The following is an 18,253-nucleotide window of genomic DNA, read 5'->3' on the forward strand; positions in this document are numbered from 1 at the left end:
GGCCTTGATAGCAACAATTAGCTGATTTCATATGGATAAATCATATACGTTGTTAATTAATATTTACTTTATCAATGACTAGTTCAGTTTATTGATTCGTATATATTTACCACATCAATTAAAAGGAACTTATATGTCACAAATCAGACTGCCCGCCAGAATATATACAACCCCCGCAGGTGCGAAGTCCTCAGAGGATTTGCACTATGGTGATATGACAGAGCAGCAACTCAGGTCTGTCTACCGACTGGATGATGTTTCAGCAAGAGTGAACCCCTATACCCTGACTAAAATTGAAGAGTTAAAGGCTTCTCCTTTTTCGGATTATAATTTTCCCGATCGCCCCTCTTCTTTGCTCATCGATTACTTTCCAAAAAAGACATCACGTTTCCTTCATTCTTATCCGGAAGTAAAAAGTACCCTTTCATTAAAACAATGCAGCGACATTCTTTTTGATGAAATGAGGGAACTGTCTAAACCTTTCGCCTTATATGGCGTTTACAGCGGGCTGATCGTGAAGATGATCAACCATATGCAAAAGAACAGCGGGTTGCTATTCCGGGATTATCTTTTAAACAGGGCACTTGAGGATCAGATAAGACATGATTTTTCTGGGGGGAGTACTTTAAACAGAATCGCTAAAGGTTTGTCTGATAACATTGACTGGAATGCTAATATCTTACCAGAATCATCTATATTAGATTTAAATGCAGAAGTTAGAGCTGGGAGAACACCTAAATTCACTCGATTCAAAGATAAATTTAATGGAATGGGAATTACAGTTCACGATACTTATTCTACACAAATAACGCTAAATTATCTGTCGATCAAAAAAGGCGAGTTTGAAGCTTCTCTACATTACAAAGTTCAGGATCATTTTGGATTAGATAAATGGGATATTATGAAATCAGAATATCATACCTTCAGGTTTTTCAGAGTTTGGTTTTTTTTACAGCACTATAACAAAATGGCTTTCAAACCTTTTGTCACAGAGATGGAGTGTACTATAAGTATTTCAGGGCGTAAGCCATGAGGATTAAGATAACACTATTCGTTATTGCAACACTACTTTTTGTAATTTCTTTACTTATTTCTTTAAGGGAGCCTGAAGTTATATTTGTACACCAGGGGAATGAATTCACAGATATAGTGGTGAAAAAATTTCCTTTGACTCAGAGAGGAAGAGTTAAATGGTGGGGTGATAACAAGTTATATTTAAAGGAAAAATATGGAATACCAAAAGCTGATGAATTCGGCCATTATCATATTTTTATTTTTGATATAGGAGATGGATTCAAAAAAAATTCAGAGGCTGATTCCATATGGTTTTCTTTTTCTACTACTGATCTGATTTGTTTTGATGAAATTAAATCAGAAGACAGGTGTATCGAGAAAAGTATTCTTATGCGAGTAACAAGGAAAAAAATGGGTGAGACGAGTTACATATTCGATGGTGACTAAATTTATCAAAATATTCTGGTGAAGTATAACAGTGAGGTTTTTTAAAATTACTTAGGTCGGAGTGAATATGACATGCTGAAAGTAAAACATAGCACTATCAGATTTTTCGAATCTGGTTTGTTTTGCAAAGATGGGGAAAATTTTGATTCAAACCATTCTCTAACGAAATGGAATAAAATATTTCCATTCAAGGAGGCATTCGATGAACAAAAAATTCGTTATTCTTACAATCATTATACTAATTATAGTGACTTTTTTTTCGTTTTAATAAAACCGGAAATTATCTACGTCCACGAAGATGAGGATAGTACCGTTATCATAGTTAGAAAATTTCCCATTACGCAGAGGGGAAAGATTTACTGGTGGGAAAGTAATAAGGATAGCCCTCTTATTAAAAATAAGATATCTGATGTCGATGAATATGGTCACTATTTTGTAGGAATAGAAGATCTTGGCGTAGGGTTTATAAAAGTATCAGAGGCAAGATTTACATCATGGTATTCCTTTTCAAAGAATGATCAGATAATGACAATTATTCATGATGAAAATAATAAAATTTCTTATTTGATAGATGATGATGAAATCTTAAAAAAACCACAAAATGAATATTAAATATCCATTTTGTGGCGATGATCTTTATAAACCCAACACGTTATAAAAATAGTGAGGGTCAATTCAAACCGTTTTTACCCTTTATGACTTGCCCACCAGCTCAGCAGTTGCAGAGTGGAAGAGTAGTAATCGTCCTTCGGTGCCAGGTTCGGGCTGATGGCTCCGGCATTGGCCATGGTGAAGTCGCGGATGGCTAACAGGCCCGGCGACATGTTGTAACTGGCTTTGGTGCCGGTCATGACGTCAATCCAGGCAGGTGTGGCGTCACGCGGAGACTTCTGCCACCACAAAATAAACGGCGCCATCTGCGGGCTGCCGGGATGTGCCCAGCCGAGATACAGCGGAATACGCACGGCATCATAGCTGAAACGCGTTGGCCAGCGGCTCGCCGGTTTCATCGTGCCGTCAGCCTGCATATCAACCCAGTCAGTCGGCAGCCGGAATTCACCAAACGCCATTTTACTGAGCATCGCGGTGCCGCTTTCGTCCAGATCTTTCCACACTTTTAAATGGCTGCGCGCAAAGAACGCCTGCCAGGCGGGGAAGATGAAGTAAGACGGGTTGACCGTGATATTGCTGGTCTGATTGAAACCTGATACGCCGGGCAGCATCACTTTGTAGCCCGCGTAATCAATCACGTTATGTTTAATCAGCGCGGCCTGCAATTTGTCAGAAGCCTGGGTATAGCGGGATTCATTCCATTTATCCCCCGCCAGCAACAGCGCCCAGGCGATAAGCGTGTCGCCATCAGAGGCGTTATTCTTGTCCGCGACATGGACGCTGCTATTCGGGTCATAGCGCCATGAGTAGAGACCGATATCTTTACGGTAAAGCGTTGTGTTTGCCCACTGCCACAGTTTGTCGAACGTCGCCTGATCGTCATTGAACACGGCCAGCAACATGCTGAAACCCTGGCCCTCTGTGTGGCTGACATTTTTATTGGCGGTATCAATAATTCGACCGTCTGGCATCAGAAAGCGGCTTTTATAAGCCGACCAGCCTGCATCCTGCGCCATTACTGAAGAGCTGAAAAATGCAACAATGAGGCTGAACCACAGCACCAGACTGTAGCGCCGAAATAACCACATATAAATTCCTTACAAACCATTTTGATAGCGGAAAACAAAGGCGCCTTCCGGTGTGCTTTCCTGCCAGCGCAGGGGAACATAAGGCTGCCCGCCTTGTGATAACAACCATTCGGCATACAGACCTTCAAACAACGAAATCAGGGCGATACGCCATAATTCGTCATCCTGTCCTTGTGGCGACACCGGCCAGGCAATATGAACCAGCGCGAGCTGTTGCTGAGTGGCTTCCAGCTTCACCACACCCCAGTCAAAATGGCTGAGGATATGGTTAATGTTATCTTCCAGTTCACCCAGCGTTGAAGAAGCCGGTAACGCATGTTGTCGCGCCAGATTATTGCCCATCAGGGTGATAAAACGACGGCCATCGTCATCGTCAGCCGACGCCAGAATACCTGAAAAAAGCACCTGCACCAGACTTTGCCAGCCAGGCGTGGTGTGACGCTGGCGGTAATATTCCTGCGCGACCTGAGTATAGTTATGTTCTTGCATGGTTTTATTTCACCGCGATTAATTTTGGCCCATCAGATAACGGAAGTAGACCTGCGCGGTGCTTTCGTTGTAGTCGCCGAAAGTATCGTAGCCAACCTGTCCGCCAATCTGCATGCTTTTGTTCAGATGATAGTTGCCGCCAACGCCTGCGTTCCAGCCGATGCCGTTTTGTGTTTTCCCGCCGTAATAGGCTTCAGTGCCGTAACCTTCTGCCACCAGATCTTCCAGCTGTTTCTGCAAGTCCGGGTTATTCGGGAAGTACGCACTCTTATCCTGAGAGTAAGACTGATAACCCACGGAGCCTGACAGTTTCAAATCCCAGTCGTCATACTTCTGGGTGTATTCCACCGGGAAGGAGACGCTGACGTAGTTTTGCGGGCTGAAGTAACCGCCCTGGCCGTAGGAGTAGTAGCTGAGGTTCTTGTCGAAATTCATGTAGCCGACGTTGATCCCCGTTTTCAGCTCGCGGTCGTCATAACGATACGGACGAACGTACAACCCGGCGTTGGCATTCACCGACTGGTTGCTCTTCACGTTATTACCCAGATAGCTGTAGTAACCGCCTTCGGCATAGAAACCGGCGTCGCCATCGTCATAGGACAGATTGATGCTGCCGCCGTTTTTGGTGACCTGACCCCATTCCTTGCCGCTGTAATTATCTTTGGTGCCGACGTAAGACAGAATACTGTCGGTGACGGCACGACGTTCAGCGGTCACGCGCAGGGTGGTGAAATCAGTCAGTTTCGGTGCCCATTGCACGCCACCGACCAGTGAGTTCAGATCCTGTCCGAGCGGGGTACTGCCGATATCCGCTTTATAGCTGTCGCCGGTCAGCGCGGCGTTCACTTCTACGCCGGTCGCGCTTTGGTTGCCTGCGGCGGGAGCGGAATACGTTGTCGGATCGGTGCCGGTAATCGTGTTGTAGGCCACGCACTGATCGGACGTTGCATTGGTCGATGTACAGTTTGTACTTGAGTTCGCCGCTGCGGCTGCCTGCAATTTGGCAAAGGTGCTGTAGTTTGCGATATCCAGACCGGCGGCTGCGGCGGCTGCGGCCACATCTTTTTGCGCCGACTGCGCCTGTGCCAGCGCACCCTGACCAAACCGGGTATTGCCGGTGCCGGACGGGCTGCCTGCGCTGAGGGAAACCGGCGTGACGCCGATGCTCAGACGCGACGTATCAAACGGCACGAAGGCAAAGGTCATCGGCGCTTTCGCTTCGGTCAGCTGGCTGAGACCGCTTTCACCGTCACGTCCGCGAATTGACATATCGCCCTGCGCCCAGGTCGCAGTTTTGCCCTGCAAATCGTCGAGCATGTCGTCGATCTGTTTTTCCGTCGCGGTACGCTGCGCGACGGCGGTTGGTACGGCAGGTGTCGGAATATTGCCCGGCACCGAGACCTGATCAGAGACCTGCCACGGCAATACCGTTCCGTAGGACGATTGTGTTGCCGGACGGCCCGGTGAAGTTCGCGTTGAGCGGTTGATAAACGGGTTGTCGCTGATCTGCAATCCGGCCACCTGCGCCGTGCTGTCTGCGCCTTCCAGACCAATCATCTTGCCCTTTGCGGAACGCAGTAACGCCAGCGCCTGCTGGTGATCGCCCTGTGCTTCGGCCACGCGGGCTTCGAGTAACAAACGGTCCGGCGTACGTTCGCCGCGCAGACCGGTTAACAGTTCCTGCGCCCGTTTATTATCGCCTTCGCCCAGCGCAACGTTGATAGCACCGACGCGTGCATCCTGCGTCGGCGTATCGTTAAGCATCAGGTAGTTATAAACCTGACCGGCCTGTTTATTGAGTTTGCCGGACTGATAAAGGCGCGCCATCGCCAGCATCAGATCGCGGTTTTGCGGATCGGCCTGGAGCGCGACGACCAGTTTGTCGTAAGCGGCGGCGTACTGACCTTGCTCACGCAGCTGATCGGCCTGAGTGATCACGTATCCGTTACGCAGATTAGCCAGTGCGGTTGCGGATGTGCCGGACTGAATTTGCGGATTTTGCAGGAAAGCCTGCGCTTCGTTGCCCAGACCGGCGGAATTGAGCACGGTGATCTGATCGGCATAATCGCCCGCATTGCCGTTCACGCCCTGACGCATGTTCTGGCGAACCAGCTGCACAGCCAGCGGAACTTGCCCGGTCGCGGCGAGATTTTTTGCCAGTGCGCCGACATCGGCTGGTGCCGTCGGCGGATTCTGCGCCAGTGCGCGCAAAGTATTGGCGGCCGCGGCGGTATTACCCTGTTGCAGATAATTTTCGGCATCCGCCATTTGTGCATTGAAGTTGGCGCGCTGCGCCAGTTCACGCATACCCTGATTCTGGCTGCTGCGCGGAATGCGCGAGAGCAGGGCATTGGCGGTGGACCAGTTTTTGGTTTCGGACGCAAACAACGCGGCGGCGTAAAGGTCTGCCGATGACGCGCCCGGACGCGAAGACGGCGCCATGATGGACTGCGCCTGTGCGGTTTGCCCCTGCGATTGCAGAATGCGCGCCATATCCAGTTTTACCCAGACGTTAGACGGCTGACGTTCCTGCGCCTGCTGGAGAATATTCAGCGCGCGCTGCGGATCGTTGTTTGCTACGGCCTGCGCGGCCTGACGGCGCATCGGTTCGATGACGTCGGCCACGGTCGGCGGATTCATCTTCGCCTGCAAACTGGCTGGCAGGGTTTTCAGAACCTGATTGGCCTCAGCCGTTTTGTTTTGCTGACGCAGTACGTAGAACAGGCCAGCGCGGGCATCGGCGTTGTCACCGAGTGCGCTGTACTGCTGTTCCGCACCGGCCAGATCGCCTTTGCGGCGCAGAATATCTGCACGCAGCAAACCGGCTGACTGACCTTTTTCACCGCCGACTGACGCCAGCGGGGTAACGGCGGCCAGCGCGGCGTCATAACTGCCAGACGCGGCGGCGGCTTTGGCTTTCGCCAGCTGGGCATAAAACGCAGAATCCTGCGCCTGATTGCTCAGCTGCGCACTGTTCGCGCCGCCCTGTGCCGCGGCTTTGCTCAGGTACTGCGACGCTTCTTCAAAGTTTCCGCTGCGCTGCGCGATGTAACCCAGACCGGCCAGTGCATCGGCGTCGTTCGGGTTATCGGCCAGCACGCTTTCAAACTTGGCTTTCGCGCTGTTGACGTCGCCGCTGTTGAGCGCCGTAAAGCCCTGACCCTTCGCCGCGCCGCCAATATTTTTCTGGAAGTACGCCATCACGGCGGTGTCATTCGGATGACGCGCCTGATAGCCCTGATACAAATCGCGATCATCTTCCTGCGGTGCCATCCACAACAACGCCTGACGCAGCGAGCGGTCGGCTTCCGTGCTGGAACCGGCCATCGTGCTCAGCAGTTTGATCCCGTCGCGGCGGGTCGATTCCTGATACGTCAGCACTTTGCCTAGTCCGAGACGCGCCTGCGTGTCGTCCGGACGGGCGGCGACGCGCTGCTGCAATCCCTGAATGGCCTGCGGCTGGAGCGATTTGTCGCCCGCCATGGTCAGGTAATATTCGGTCGCCAGACTGTCGAGGGGCTGGTTGCCGTTGAAAATAGTGCGGTAGGCAGAAAGCGCGCCGCTGACGTTCCCCTGCGCCGCCATCTGACGGGCAGACGCCAGCTGCGCCGGTGGAATGGATTGCATCGCTTTGGCGCTGTTGAGCGACGCCAGGCGCGGGTCATCCGGCGATACGCTGGACAGTTTCTGACGCCACTGGTTTGCCGCCGTTTTGTCGCCGCTTTGCATGGAATACAGCGACATCAGGTACAACGCCTGCGCGTTATTCGGTTCTACCAGCAGGACTTTCTGCAAGGCATCTTTCGCCAGATCATCGTGGGCGCGTTCATGCCAGTAAGCGGCCTGATCAAACAGAGCTTTCATGGCCGGATTGGTGGTGTCCGCCGCAAAAGCGGTGGCACTGAAACTTGTAACTCCGGCGATCCCTACCAGATAAATAGCCCTGATCACCGCCAGGGACAGTTTATGTTTTTTCATTTTCCAGCTCCGGTAATCGCCAGGTTATAGCCGGGAGTAACGGCTACCTTCATTGTTATTGTTGTTCTTCTTGAGACGACGCTTTTCATTTCTGACCCAGACGTTTAGCAGCATGACGACGCAACACGACGAACAGGCTCAGGCCAATCAGCAGTGAAACCAGTGTGGCAATCAGCGAGAGGATCACAATATGTGTGCTGGCGTACCAGAGCACCATCATGTACCACGGCATCTGTCCGGTCGGGAATTGCTGGCCGACGGAGAAGCTGCGGATGCCATTTTCATCGGTAATAATCGCCAGATCGCCACGCACGTTGGCGTTGATTTTCGGCGATTTCAGGTCGTTATGAATTTTCAGCAGTTGCTGATCGTCCGTGCCCGTTGCGACGACCACGACGTGATCGTTTGACCAGCGTGAGCGGTAGCTGACGAAGCCGCGCCATGCGCCGGTTGAGGACAGATAACGGTCAGCATCCACCGGCTGGCGGTACCAGTCGCCGGTGAGCCAGGCCACGATGCGCTGAACCTGCGTCGGCGTTTTCACGCCCATCGAACCGGCATTCACGCTGAACGGCGAATCGGCCAGTAACTGCTGGTTGAACGGCGTATCGCCCAGCGTGGTGACGGCCAGAATATCGCGGTCAAACAACGCGTTATTTCTTTCATCGCCTTTCAGGCCAAAGGCGACCTGCACGTGATTCACCGGTACACCCGTGGCTTTCCCGGCGCGTGCGGCCAGATTCAGCAACGTATGGATTTCACCGGCAGAAGGCACTTCCGGCAGCAACATCAGCGTGTCGGTGAAGTCAGCCAGTTTGGAGTACGGATAAGACGCACCGACGAAATACGACAGGTTCGGCAACTGTGCGAAATGGTAGCTTCCGCTCAGGTCGATGAAGGATTTCGGATCGATACGGCTCTTGATGTTGTCGCTGGTCAGAATGCTGCACGGCGCATCTTTTTTCGGCCTGATGTCGAAATAGAATTGCAGCTGGTTATCGCCGTAAATCAGGTATGGCGCGAGTTGCAGGGTATAACGTTCCTGACGGCTGTCACCGCCCAGACGACGCCAGATATTTTCCACCAGACCGACTTTGTTCACCGTCAGGCTGCGCAGGAAGTTGCTGTTGATGGACACATTGAGGCGGGAGCTGTCTTCATCAATCCAGTTTTCCGTCGGGAAACGGTAATCGATGCGCACTGGAATGTTGTGGCCATCCCACATGAACAAGTCTGGCGCGGCGCGGAAGGCGACCTGAATGCCATCGTGGTAAATCCCGTTGGAAATCAGGGAGTCCGGATCTTTACCCGCAAGTTCGCCCAGCGTGACCGGGCGCGAGGTATCAATCCAGCGCGGTGCGTCATACGGTTTGCTCGACGGAATAGTTTGCTGCGTGACATCCAGACGTTCGGCATTGTTCGGCATACCGCCGCTGATCAGGCGGTATGCGGCCTGACGCAGTTCGTTATCGTCATTGCCCAGTACCAGCAGCAGTTTGTAAACCGGGTTAATCGGGTTATCGATAATCTGAATCGATGCGCCGTTGCTGGCTGGCAACGTCAGTGAACCGATTTTATCGCCTGGCTTACCAAACAGAATGCCGTTCTGGTCCGGTAAATCGTTCAGGATGACCGGGAAATCGACGCTGCGATAATCGGACAACATGCCGAGATAAGAAGAGACCATCGCCGCTGCGCTGACATCGCCGGGTTTCATCGCCGCAGAGAAACCCATCGTAATTTTCGATTCCTGCATTTGCAGGCCATCAAAGAACGGACGCGGGAAGTTACCCAGATTGCGGCCAATATTCAGCTGCTGACCTTCCAGACCAATGCTGGTGGTCGGCAAAATTGTGACCCAATATTTGTCTGACTGATCTTTCTCGCAGGTCATGGTGTTGCTGTCATGCACGCGGAAGCTCAGGTTGTTGTTGGACACCACCATCGCCGACGGAATATCCAGATCGTAAACATCGCCGCCGTTGCTGCTTTGATTGAGCGGCAGATTGCCCAGAGGCTGACCGTTAAGCATCAGTTCCAGCGTAGTATCGCGAGCAATCAGCGCCGGGGAAATTTTCAGTGCCAGCGACAGGTGGGCGTTGGTGACCACTTCATCGGCAGGCAGCGTAAAGATAATCCCGGACTGCAACTGGCCGCCGCTGAGGGTCAGGCCGTTGGTCTGCCCCATTTCAGCCACGGTGATAGTGCTGGTCACCGGCTGAACCAGCGGAATGACCGGCGCAGGGGCTGCCGACGGATCGGCGTCGGGCGCGGAGCTGCTGGTATTCAACGGCGTTGTATCGGTCTGAGGTGTGTCGCCCGCCGGAGCTGCCGTGGCTGGTGCTGCGCTGGCCGGTGCGCTTTCATCCGGCATCGGCGTGACGGGCGGCAACCATGATGGCGCAGCGGGAAGGCTGGTCGCCGGATCCACGGCTGGCGCCGCGGCGTCTTCAGCATGAGTAAACGGCAGGCTGCTGAAGGTCAGCAATACACCTGCGGAGATTTTCCTGAGCAGGGACGCGCCCGGCACAGCAGATAAACGGCGTTTTACGGTCTGTTTACGTGGTCGATTCATGCTGCTTCACTCTTGCTGGTGGCGTCAGCGGGTTTATTTTTGGCACGGCGCTCTTTCCAGGTGTTGTAGAACAGCTCAAACACGCAACGGATAATGCTGACCAGAGATTTGAACGGGTTGTCCGGCGGATACTCTTCGCCAATCCAGGCGTCAGCTCGGCATAACACAACGCGCACCAGCTCGCGGCGTTTCGACAGCGGCAGGTTTTCAAATTGCAGACGCAGGCGTTCTTTATTGCCGCTGATTTGCGTCACCGGGAAACTCTCTGCACCGGAAGAAAGCTGAATTTCAACTTCTTCAATTTCTTCGTCGATGTAACGCACATCCGGCGTTACCAGCTGCACGCCGCCCATCGACATATCAATCGTGGTGGTGCGCAGTGAAATCCCATTGGCGTAATGAATGATGGCCGGAATAGCGACATCAATACGGATGGTTTTACGCACCTGACGGGTTTCTTTCGCCACGGCAATCGCCGCCAGCAAAATCAGCACGCTGAAGCTCCCCCATGCGACGTTCAGGGCAATAACGTTCGGATCGATGGCAAAGTAGTCATGGAAAATCGCCCGCACTACGCCGTAACCGATGCCGATAATCATCAGAATCGCGACAATCAGGTGCGGTTTGACAATGTTGAAGTCGAAGAAGCCGACGTCCAGCAGGCCGCCTTTGTCGGTCACGTTAAATTTCCCGCGTTTTGGCGCGAACATCGTGACCAGCGTTGGCAGGATCAGGTGGAAAGCCATGACGGTTTCGTAGATTTCACCCCAGAACGTATAGCGGAACCGGCCATTCATGCGGGAGTTGATGTACAGCGACATCACCAGATGCGGCAGCGCGTACGCAAAAATCAGGCTGGCTGACGAGGAAATGATGTTCAGGTTAAACAGCAGGAACGCCAGCGGGGCGGTCAGGAACACCACGCGCGGCAGGCCAAACTGGAAGTGCAGCATGGCGTTCAGATAACACAGGCGTTGCTGCCATTTCAGGCCACGGCCCAGTAGCGGGTTATCGACGCGGAAAATCTGCGTCATGCCACGCGCCCAGCGGGTACGCTGAATGACGTGCAGACCAAGACGTTCTGTCGCCAGACCGGCGGCCAGCGGAATATCCAGAAACGCGGTATTCCAGCCACGGCGCTGCATTTTCAGCGCGGAGTGCGCATCTTCTGTCACGGTTTCAACGGCAAAACCGCCGACTTCTTCAAGCGCCACGCGGCGGATAACCGCACACGAACCGCAAAAAAAGGTGGCGTTCCAGTTATCGTTACCTTGCTGAACCGGGCCGTAGAACAGCGCGCCTTCGTTTGGCATGGTGCGGCCGGCGGAAAGGTTACGTTCGAACGGGTCCGGCGAGTAGAAATAGTGAGGCGTCTGGATCAGCGCCAGTCGCGGGTCTTTCAGAAAACTGCCCACGGTCGCCTGCAAAAACGCGCGTGTCGCGACGTGGTCGCAGTCAAACACACAAATCAGTTCACCTTTGGTGAGTTTCATCGCATGGTTCAGGTTACCGGCTTTGGCGTGGGAGTTGTCGTTACGGGTGATATAACCCACGCCCGCATCGGCGGAGAACACGGCGAATTCATCGCGTTTACCGTCATCGAGCACGTATATTTTGATTTTGTCTTTCGGATAATCGATACATTGCGCGGCCAGAACGGTATCACGCACCACATCCAGACTTTCGTTATAAGACGGAATATAAACGTCAACGGTTGGCCACAGGGTGGTGTCATCCGGCAATGGTTCGATGGTACGTTTCAGCGGCCACGTGGTTTGCAGGTAGCCCAGCAATAAAATAATCCAGACATACAGTTCGGCGAGGAATAACCCGATCCCTAAGATGGCTTCTATCGTTGAATTAAAATGCAGCGTCTCTGTCGCGCGCCAGTAAATATAACGCGTCGACATAATAACGGACATGATGACCATGACCACACTGATACGGCGGCTCTTGCTGATACCGAGCAGGAATAACAGCCCGATGCTGATCAGACCAAAAATGTACTGTTTCTGGCTGTCCATAGGGGTGATGATGATCACTGCTGCCACCGGCAGCAGCAGAAGCACAAGTAAGGAAAACAGGAATTTATTCATCGCTTTGGGGTCGCTGTTAACAGTGATAGTTAATAACTGCCAGATTTAGGCGCGGCGTGTAATTCACCATCACCGACTTTAATCCCTAAAATAGCGGCGACTTTTTTGCTGATCAGTTCAATATCAAATGCCGAAGCCGATACCGGACTAAAATCAATAATAGAGCGCTGCGAGGCATTTGCCTCTGGCACACATTCATCCCTGTGGATCGTGCCTAATAATCTTTCGTTCAGACGTTGTTCAAAAAATTGCGTCACGTCGCGGCTTAATGTCCGGCGAGTGTCACTTTGGTTAACGACGTAATATTCACCTTTCTTATTATTTAAAGGCGTGCCAATTAATTTATTTTTTTCCATTAATGGCAATAAAGATAATGACGCGGTATCCGCTAACATCACCACAATATGTAAATCCGCAAGCGCCTGAACGGCTTTTAACGCCGGGCTCGGGCCCGGAGGAAAATCGGCGACAATAATTAAACCCGGATAATTCAGTACGGTATTTAATCCCCGCTGTAAGAAATGCGGATCGCTGGCTAACTGGTGTTCGAATTCCAGACGCTGATCTTCCGTCACTTCGCCGTAAGGTAAAACAAAGGTATTTGAACCCGCTTTGAGAATAAACTGGCTCCAGTCGGATTCATTGCCTGAACCGGCGACAAAGCCGCGGGTATCGGAAATAGGCACACCAAAATGAAGGCGAAGGGCATTCTGCACATCAAAATCGATGACCAGAACTTTGCTGCCACTGCGGGCAAGCGAATAGGCCAGGTTGGAGGCCACCGTGGTTTTTCCTACCCCACCTTTCGGTGAACAAACGCAAACTAACGGCATGAGGCAATCATCTCTAACAGGGGTTGAAGCGGTGTGTCGCGATGTAAATAGGCGCTGACAGGCTGTGGAGCCCGCTGTTTAAACATTTGTTTAAAGCGCTGGTTAGCATCAGCAGACGCCGGGGACGCGGGTGCAACAGGCGCCGTGCTGGTTGTGTACGGGCTGGCCGGTGCCGGTTGATACGCCGGTGCTGCAGGCTGTACGGGCTGGCTGCGAACCGGGGCGGCTTGCTGAGCCGGGGCCGGCTGAACATGCGCGGGCCGCACAGGTGCTTCAGGCATGACTTTACGCAGTGAATCGAGCAGACTTCCGCCGTTGTCAGGAATAACTGACTGGGCGTGGAACGTCGGCGCGGTGTGAACCGGTTGATGTTTTCCGGGCTGCGCGGCCTGCACGGGAGCAGGCTGTGGCGGCACCGGAGGCAGCGTTTCACGCAAGGCTTCGAGCAATCCAAAACCCGCCACGGGCGGAGGGACTTCCGATGACAACGGTGCGGCCTGATTTTGCTGCACGGGCTGTGCGGCCGCGGCTTGTGGCAACGGTTGCTGAGGCTGATTCACCGGGGGGTGCGTGAACGAAGGTTCGCTCATGGGCTGCGACGCAGCGAGTGAAAACTCATCGGCAGAAATAGACTGAGGCGTAGGTTGTGTCGTGCGGCCATTGTCGAGCGGTCCGGCCGGATTTTCGCTGGCTGACACTTGTTTAATCAACGTCCATTGGTTCATAGAACCGGTAATGGATTCACCCGTTGATTTTTCGTTAAGCTCTTTATAATCAAGCTTTTCCAACTTCGTTTTATCCATAAAACGTTTAATGTCGTCATATTTATTCATAAATCCCGCCCGCTAGGATTATATATATCGGTGTTTTCTGGACGTCAAAACGGACCTTAAAAGGCCGCTAACAAAGCATAAGAAAAGTTTAATTATGTTTAAGTTTTTAGTGGGAATAAGACTCTTCTTAATATATCAGCTCTTTTACAGCATAGAGCACTTTTTACAAAAAATAGGATTATCACGCATAAATAACAACGCCCCTATAACTGCCTGTTACAGAAAGATTTAGATATTAATTATCTGTATTTTTTCGTTAAAGCAGAGTAATGCGTTGCCCGTGTTGAAATCGGTAGCACACAAACAACATTAGTTAAGTTGATGTTAGGATCTTCTTACGTTGCTAAGTATTCAATTACGACCCGTAATGTATGTTTTTCGTCAGTGAAATACCCTTGTGAATAATGAGTGTAGATGCTGACGGTCAAACGTGTTGTTTTTTATAGCCAAAACATTGTGTTTCACCTCGAAATAACCGGTTATGAGGTATACTGCGCAGAAGTACCGTTCCTGTTAGTGTATGCGGGGCAAATCAGCCCGGCAGTTGATGGAGAAATAAGTTGCGGGTCAGGCGTTCATTAACGATTAAACAGATGGCGGCGGTATCCAGTATTGCTGCAGTCACCATTTGTATTTTTATCGTCATCCAGTTGTTTCACTTTGTGCAACAGCGGAGGGACGATTACGCCCAGCAACTTGAAAATATTGCACATTCTGTCCGCGAACCGCTGTCGCAGGCGGTGCTCGATGTCGATCTGGAAGAAACGCAGGACATTCTCAATACCCTGCAACCGGTCGGGATTCTGAGCCGTGCCGACGTCGTGATGCCTAATCAGATTGCTGCATTGCACACGCATTTCCCGCCGGGCAGACCGGTGCCGCAGTGGGTTACCCGCGGTTTCAATCTGCCCGTCACCATTTCTGTTCCCCTTTATTCTGCGGCTGCCAGCCCTAAAGCCCCCAAGCCGCTGGCGTATCTGGTTCTTCAGGCGGATTCGTACCGCATGTATCAGTTTATCGTCAGCGCGCTGTCGACCATGCTGACAACCTATCTCCTGCTGTCACTGATCCTCACCATCTCGGTGAGCTGGGTGGTGAACCGCCTGATCGTCAAACCGCTGCGCACCATTGCCAGAGAGCTGGAATCGCTGCCGGAAAGTGAAGTGCCTTATCACCAGCTGGTGCTGCCGGAGCGCCATGAAGACGATGAAATTGGCATGCTGGTGCGCAGTTATAACCGTAATCAGCAGCAGCTGGAAAAAGCGCAGCAAAGCATGAATGACGCGCTGCTGCCCGCGGAAGATAGCCTCAATAATGCCGAGCAGTTTATGCTGCGCCTTCAACACCGGCTGCATTCGTCGGAGCCGGAAAAGGGCTTCCACCTGCTACTGATCGGCATTGAAAGCCTGCGTGACGACGGCCATGTCAGCTGCCCGCTGATCTCTTCTATTATGGATGTGCTGCCGGAACACTGTTTGCTGGCGCGTCTGAGCTACAACGAATTTGCGTTGCTGGCGGGCGATGTGCCACGGCCATTTATGGCGATGCGCCTTGCGCGACAAATCATGGAACGCATTAATGCGCCGCAGGAAAGCGATTCCGGGAATATGTCCCTGCATCCGACCGGCAGCATCGGCATTGTTCAGCACACGGGCGAAACGCCGGTGACCGCACAGCAGCTGATGGCGAATGCCCGTGCGGCCAGAGTGTCGGCGTATCAGCAGGGCAAAAACCAGATTCTGTTTTTCGAACCGGAACTCACTGAGAAAATTCAGAAACGCCTGTTGCAGGAAAATGAAATTCTGCACGCGATGGAACAGAACGATTTCACGCTGTTCATCCAGCCGCAGGTCAATATGGAAACCGGCACGGTGTTGGGCGCTGAAGCCCTGTTGCGCAGAAAAATGGCCAACGGCAGTTATGGTCTGGAAAGCGATTTCATCGTGCTGGCCGAAGAAATCGGCGTAATGAGCATGCTGGGTTACAAAATCCTCGAACTGGGCTGCGGCATTCTTGCCGACTGGCAACAGCGCGGCATTACCTTACCGCTCTCGGTGAATTTATCCGGCGTCCAGGTTCAGCAGCGTAATTTCCTGCCGGAACTGCGCAGCCTGCTCAGTCGCTACAAAATTAATCCGGGTCAGCTGGTGCTGGAAATCACCGAAACGGCGCGCATTGATGATTTGGATCGCGCGCTGTTGTTGCTCAGCGAACTCCGCGCCGTGGGCGTCTCGATTGAACTGGATGATTTCGGCCTGGGCTATTCCGGGCTGGAATATCTCAACCGCCTGCGTTCTTTACCTATCGATGTGATCAAAATTGACCGCAGTTTCGTCAGCGTTCTGCCGGAAGACGAAGTGATGGTAAACATTGTGGCCTCAATTGGCCGCGCGATGGATATTCAGCTTATTGCAGAAGGCGTTGAAACCGAAGCGCAGCGCCAGTGGCTGCTGAAAGAAAATATCCGGTTCGGGCAGGGCTATTTATTCTCTGCGCCGCTTTCTAAAGAAGAGTTCGAAGAGAAATTCTGTCAGCCCGCCTGAATCCGATAAAGGGCAGGAAACCCCTTTCTGTCCGGCCTTTTTTACCCCTCCTTTACTTTTTTTAATTACATTACTTATTGCTGAATGCTTTCCGCTCTGGTTTTTCATGAACCGTTATTGCAGTGCGAAACGAAATATTTCCATCATGTTGTGTGTGTGTTATTTCCCTGCTGCCGCTCATTACCTTTGACCTTACAAAAATAGAAGGCGGCGCAATCACTTCAGGATGGGTATTTATGAAAAAATCACTCTTCAAGAGTCTGTATTTTCAGGTTCTTCTGGCAATCACCCTCGGAATTTTACTGGGACATTTCTACCCCGAACTCGGCGCTCAAATGAAACCATTGGGTGATGGTTTTGTTAAATTAATCAAAATGATCATCGCCCCTGTCATCTTCTGTACGGTGGTGACCGGCATTGCGGGCATGGAAAGCATGAAAGCCGTGGGGCGCACCGGGGCGATCGCGCTGCTCTACTTTGAAATCGTCAGTACGCTGGCGCTGATTATCGGCCTGGTGATTGTGAATATCGTCCAGCCGGGCGCGGGAATGAACGTCGATCCGGCGGCGCTGGATGCCAAGGCGGTCGCGGTTTACGCCGAGCAGGCGCAGAGCCAGGGCATTATTCCGTTCCTGCTGGATGTCATTCCGTCGAGCGTGATCGGCGCATTTGCCAGTGGCAATATCTTGCAGGTGTTGCTGTTTGCCGTGCTGTTCGGCTTCGCGCTGCACCGCATGGGCCACAAGGGCCAGCTGATTTTCAACGTCATCGAAAGCTTCTCACAGGTCATTTTCGGCATCATCAATATGATCATGCGTCTCGCGCCGTTAGGGGCATTCGGGGCGATGGCATTCACGATTGGTAAATATGGCGTCGGTTCTCTGGTGCAGCTCGGTCAGCTGATTCTGTGTTTCTACCTGACCTGTATTCTGTTTGTGGTCGTGGTGCTGGGGCTTATCGCCCGCTTTACCGGCTTCAGCATCTTCAAGTTTGTTAACTACATTAAAGAAGAACTGCTGATCGTGCTGGGTACGTCGTCCTCTGAATCCGCGCTGCCGCGGATGCTGGATAAAATGGAGCGTTTGGGTTGTAAGAAATCAGTGGTGGGGCTGGTTATCCCGACCGGCTACTCGTTTAACCTCGACGGCACCTCGATTTACCTGACCATGGCGGCCGTGTTTATCGCACAGGCGACCAATACCCATATGGATATCTGGCATCAGATCACCCTGATTGTCGTGCTGTTGTTGTCCTCGAAAGGGGCGGCGGGCGTGACCGGCAGTGGTTTTATCGTTCTGGCGGCGACGCTGTCAGCGGTCGGGCATTTACCGGTTGCCGGGCTGGCGCTGATTCTGGGCATTGACCGCTTTATGTCAGAAGCACGTGCGCTGACCAATCTGGTGGGTAACGGCGTGGCAACCATCGTGGTTGCAAAATGGTGTGATCAGCTGGACGAAGGTCAGTTAAAAGCGACGCTGAATGGTCAGAAAGGTCTGACGGAAGCTGAGAAATCGGCGTCAGGTTTCTGAATAATGGTCTCTGAACGGATGAAAATATCGCTAACCGTTCCAAAAAACGCATTTATTTAGGCTCAAAATCCCCTAATAACCACCGGTTACTTGATGTAACCGGTGGATTATCTTCATAATAACTCCCTCAAAGGCCACCTCCGGCGCTTTTTACCAGAATATTTTCACGGGCTGCGCGACATTGCGAAAAACGCGCGGTCTAACGAAGGGCTGTAA

At 52.1% G+C, this 18,253-nt stretch carries 12 protein-coding genes; 5 read left to right on the plus strand and 7 right to left on the minus strand.

Annotated elements, in window-relative coordinates; all coding sequences use genetic code 11:
- Positions 1-133 precede the first annotated feature (133 nt).
- The 3 genes from GW579_RS17970 to GW579_RS17980 all read left to right on the plus strand — a co-directional run bounded on the left by GW579_RS17970 (position 134) and on the right by GW579_RS17980 (position 2,073).
- Positions 134-1,033, plus strand: coding sequence for a DUF3289 family protein (locus GW579_RS17970; protein WP_165060779.1), 900 nt, complete (start codon positions 134-136; stop codon positions 1,031-1,033).
- Positions 1,030-1,461, plus strand: a complete 432-nt coding sequence (locus GW579_RS17975; RefSeq protein ID WP_165060781.1) for a DUF943 family protein — start codon at positions 1,030-1,032, stop codon at positions 1,459-1,461. The genes GW579_RS17970 and GW579_RS17975 overlap by 4 nt, the downstream gene beginning before the upstream one ends.
- A gap of 72 nt (positions 1,462-1,533) precedes the next feature.
- Positions 1,534-2,073 (plus strand): DUF943 family protein, encoded by a 540-nt coding sequence (locus tag GW579_RS17980; protein ID WP_165060783.1) that lies wholly within the window; start codon positions 1,534-1,536, stop codon positions 2,071-2,073.
- A 74-nt stretch (positions 2,074-2,147) separates the two neighbouring features.
- Here GW579_RS17980 and GW579_RS17985 read toward each other — a convergent pair whose 3' ends face one another.
- The 7 genes from GW579_RS17985 to GW579_RS18015 form a co-directional block, all read right to left on the minus strand.
- A complete protein-coding gene (locus GW579_RS17985) occupies positions 2,148-3,161 on the minus strand; it encodes a family 8 glycosyl hydrolase (RefSeq protein ID WP_165060786.1) in 1,014 nt (337 codons plus the stop codon).
- Positions 3,162-3,170: 9 nt separating this feature from the next.
- Positions 3,171-3,650 carry a cellulose biosynthesis protein BcsD gene (gene bcsD / locus GW579_RS17990; RefSeq protein WP_165060789.1) on the minus strand — a complete coding sequence of 160 codons (480 nt, stop codon included), beginning with the start codon at positions 3,648-3,650 and terminating at the stop codon, positions 3,171-3,173.
- 18 nt (positions 3,651-3,668) lie between these two features.
- The gene (locus GW579_RS17995; protein ID WP_165060792.1) at positions 3,669-7,628 is read right to left on the minus strand and encodes a cellulose biosynthesis protein BcsC; all 3,960 of its coding nucleotides are present in this window, start codon (positions 7,626-7,628) and stop codon (positions 3,669-3,671) included.
- A gap of 85 nt (positions 7,629-7,713) precedes the next feature.
- A complete protein-coding gene (gene bcsB / locus GW579_RS18000; RefSeq protein ID WP_165060795.1) occupies positions 7,714-10,203 on the minus strand; it encodes a cellulose biosynthesis cyclic di-GMP-binding regulatory protein BcsB in 2,490 nt (829 codons plus the stop codon).
- On the minus strand, positions 10,200-12,299 hold the full coding sequence (gene bcsA / locus GW579_RS18005) for a UDP-forming cellulose synthase catalytic subunit (RefSeq protein ID WP_152323658.1): 2,100 nt from the start codon (positions 12,297-12,299) through the stop codon (positions 10,200-10,202). Before bcsA ends, bcsB begins: the two co-directional genes overlap by 4 nt.
- 29 nt (positions 12,300-12,328) lie before the next feature.
- Positions 12,329-13,132: a cellulose biosynthesis protein BcsQ gene (bcsQ, locus tag GW579_RS18010; RefSeq protein ID WP_165060797.1), complete on the minus strand. Its 804-nt coding sequence runs from the start codon at positions 13,130-13,132 to the stop codon at positions 12,329-12,331.
- On the minus strand, positions 13,123-13,965 hold the full coding sequence (locus GW579_RS18015; RefSeq protein ID WP_165060800.1) for a cellulose biosynthesis protein BcsO: 843 nt from the start codon (positions 13,963-13,965) through the stop codon (positions 13,123-13,125). Before GW579_RS18015 ends, bcsQ begins: the two co-directional genes overlap by 10 nt.
- A gap of 560 nt (positions 13,966-14,525) precedes the next feature.
- Between GW579_RS18015 and hmsP the strand changes: the two genes are divergently transcribed.
- On the plus strand, positions 14,526-16,508 hold the full coding sequence (gene hmsP, locus GW579_RS18020) for a biofilm formation regulator HmsP (RefSeq protein ID WP_165060803.1): 1,983 nt from the start codon (positions 14,526-14,528) through the stop codon (positions 16,506-16,508).
- Positions 16,509-16,744: 236 nt separating this feature from the next.
- Positions 16,745-18,037 (plus strand): dicarboxylate/amino acid:cation symporter, encoded by a 1,293-nt coding sequence (locus GW579_RS18025; protein ID WP_165060806.1) that lies wholly within the window; start codon positions 16,745-16,747, stop codon positions 18,035-18,037.
- Positions 18,038-18,253 lie beyond the last annotated feature (216 nt).

The sequence above is a fragment of the Rahnella contaminans genome (assembly GCF_011065485.1).
GTDB classification, from domain to species: domain Bacteria; phylum Pseudomonadota; class Gammaproteobacteria; order Enterobacterales; family Enterobacteriaceae; genus Rahnella; species Rahnella contaminans.

Coding starts and splice junctions, on each gene's coding strand:
- GW579_RS17970 (WP_165060779.1), top strand. CDS start 134: ATGTCACAAATCAGACTGCCCGCCAGAATATATACAACCCCCGCAGGT.
- GW579_RS17975 (WP_165060781.1), top strand. CDS start 1,030: ATGAGGATTAAGATAACACTATTCGTTATTGCAACACTACTTTTTGTA.
- GW579_RS17980 (WP_165060783.1), top strand. CDS start 1,534: ATGCTGAAAGTAAAACATAGCACTATCAGATTTTTCGAATCTGGTTTG.
- GW579_RS17985 (WP_165060786.1), bottom strand. CDS start 3,161: ATGTGGTTATTTCGGCGCTACAGTCTGGTGCTGTGGTTCAGCCTCATT.
- bcsD (WP_165060789.1), bottom strand. CDS start 3,650: ATGCAAGAACATAACTATACTCAGGTCGCGCAGGAATATTACCGCCAG.
- GW579_RS17995 (WP_165060792.1), bottom strand. CDS start 7,628: ATGAAAAAACATAAACTGTCCCTGGCGGTGATCAGGGCTATTTATCTG.
- bcsB (WP_165060795.1), bottom strand. CDS start 10,203: ATGAATCGACCACGTAAACAGACCGTAAAACGCCGTTTATCTGCTGTG.
- bcsA (WP_152323658.1), bottom strand. CDS start 12,299: ATGAATAAATTCCTGTTTTCCTTACTTGTGCTTCTGCTGCTGCCGGTG.
- bcsQ (WP_165060797.1), bottom strand. CDS start 13,132: ATGCCGTTAGTTTGCGTTTGTTCACCGAAAGGTGGGGTAGGAAAAACC.
- GW579_RS18015 (WP_165060800.1), bottom strand. CDS start 13,965: ATGAATAAATATGACGACATTAAACGTTTTATGGATAAAACGAAGTTG.
- GW579_RS18025 (WP_165060806.1), top strand. CDS start 16,745: ATGAAAAAATCACTCTTCAAGAGTCTGTATTTTCAGGTTCTTCTGGCA.